We start from the raw sequence: 1,154 nt of genomic DNA, 5'->3' as shown, positions 1-1,154 counted from the left end.
AATTGAAAAATAATTATACTTAAGATAAAATATATCTTAATAATTTAAACATATAAATTAAAGGAGATATATTGTTTTCAAATTTAAAAATAGGGACCAAAATAGTTGCTGTTGTAATTGCAATTATAGTCTTAGGTATTGGAATTTTAGCAAGTGTAATTGCTATGCAATCTTCAAATATCTTACACACTGAAGCAGATAAATTACTTCAAACAAGTGCTTTTAGATATGCAAATATCGTCCGTGGAGCAACAGAAAGTGTACATTCAACACTAATGGGTGCAGAAAACACCATTGATAGCATCATCGCAGAACAAGACACAATAGAAGAACGCAGAATTAAAAATATTTTAGAAGGAGCTTTAGATTCTAATGGCTGGATAGCATATATTTATGTGCATATTCTTGATACTTCCAAATACAATGACATTAACCCTAAACTTTTAACACAATCAAATAAATTTTTAATGCTACTACACGACACTTCTTTAAGAGAAAAAGGTGGTGTACAATTAGTCCAAGCAGAAGATGTTATTTTAAATCAGCAAAGCGTTGAAAATGCAATAAAAAATAGAAAAGAATCGATAGGCCGACCTCAAAATTTTACCATCAACAATGAAGAAATTCTAGCTTATAATATTGCTGTGCCTATAGTAAGAAAAGGAGAAATCATAGGGGTTATAGGAGCTTTAGGAAGTTTAACACAACTTCAACATGAGCTTACAAATCCTGAAAGAAGTGTTTTTAAAGACGATCAAAGATTATTATTAGGCAAAAATGGTCTAATAGCAGTTAGCCCTGCAACCGAATTTATAGGCAAAAATATTACTCAAATCAACCCGCATCCTAGTGCGAATTTATTAATTGATTTACAAAAAAATCAAACTAATACTCTATTTGACTTCACACCAGCTTCTACAGGAAATGCAAATAGAGCAGCGATAGCAAACTTTGATGTATGGGATGGTGCTGATGATTATTGGTCTATTGTGACTATGGCTCCAGTTGGCTCAATACAAATGCCTATAGAAAAATTAATAGCAACTATAATTATAGTATCTCTTTTCGTAGTTTTAGCTATTGCTTTAATAGTATTTGTATACATAAACAAAGCGGTAAGCTCAAGAATTGTTAATTTACAAAACAACCTACTA

General features: G+C 30.8%; 1 protein-coding gene. It reads left to right on the top strand.

What is annotated here, in order from left to right; translation table 11 throughout:
• Positions 1-71 precede the first annotated feature (71 nt).
• On the top strand, positions 72-1,154 hold a 1,083-nt coding region (locus CAMP5063_RS08300; protein ID WP_337195160.1), incomplete at its 3' end, for a PDC sensor domain-containing protein.

The sequence above is a fragment of the Campylobacter sp. RM5063 genome, from assembly GCF_024723655.1.
In the GTDB taxonomy this organism is placed as follows: domain Bacteria; phylum Campylobacterota; class Campylobacteria; order Campylobacterales; family Campylobacteraceae; genus Campylobacter_D; species Campylobacter_D lari_D.
The sequence above is the reverse complement of the archived record's forward strand: the minus strand, read 5'-3'. Positions and strand labels throughout refer to the sequence as shown.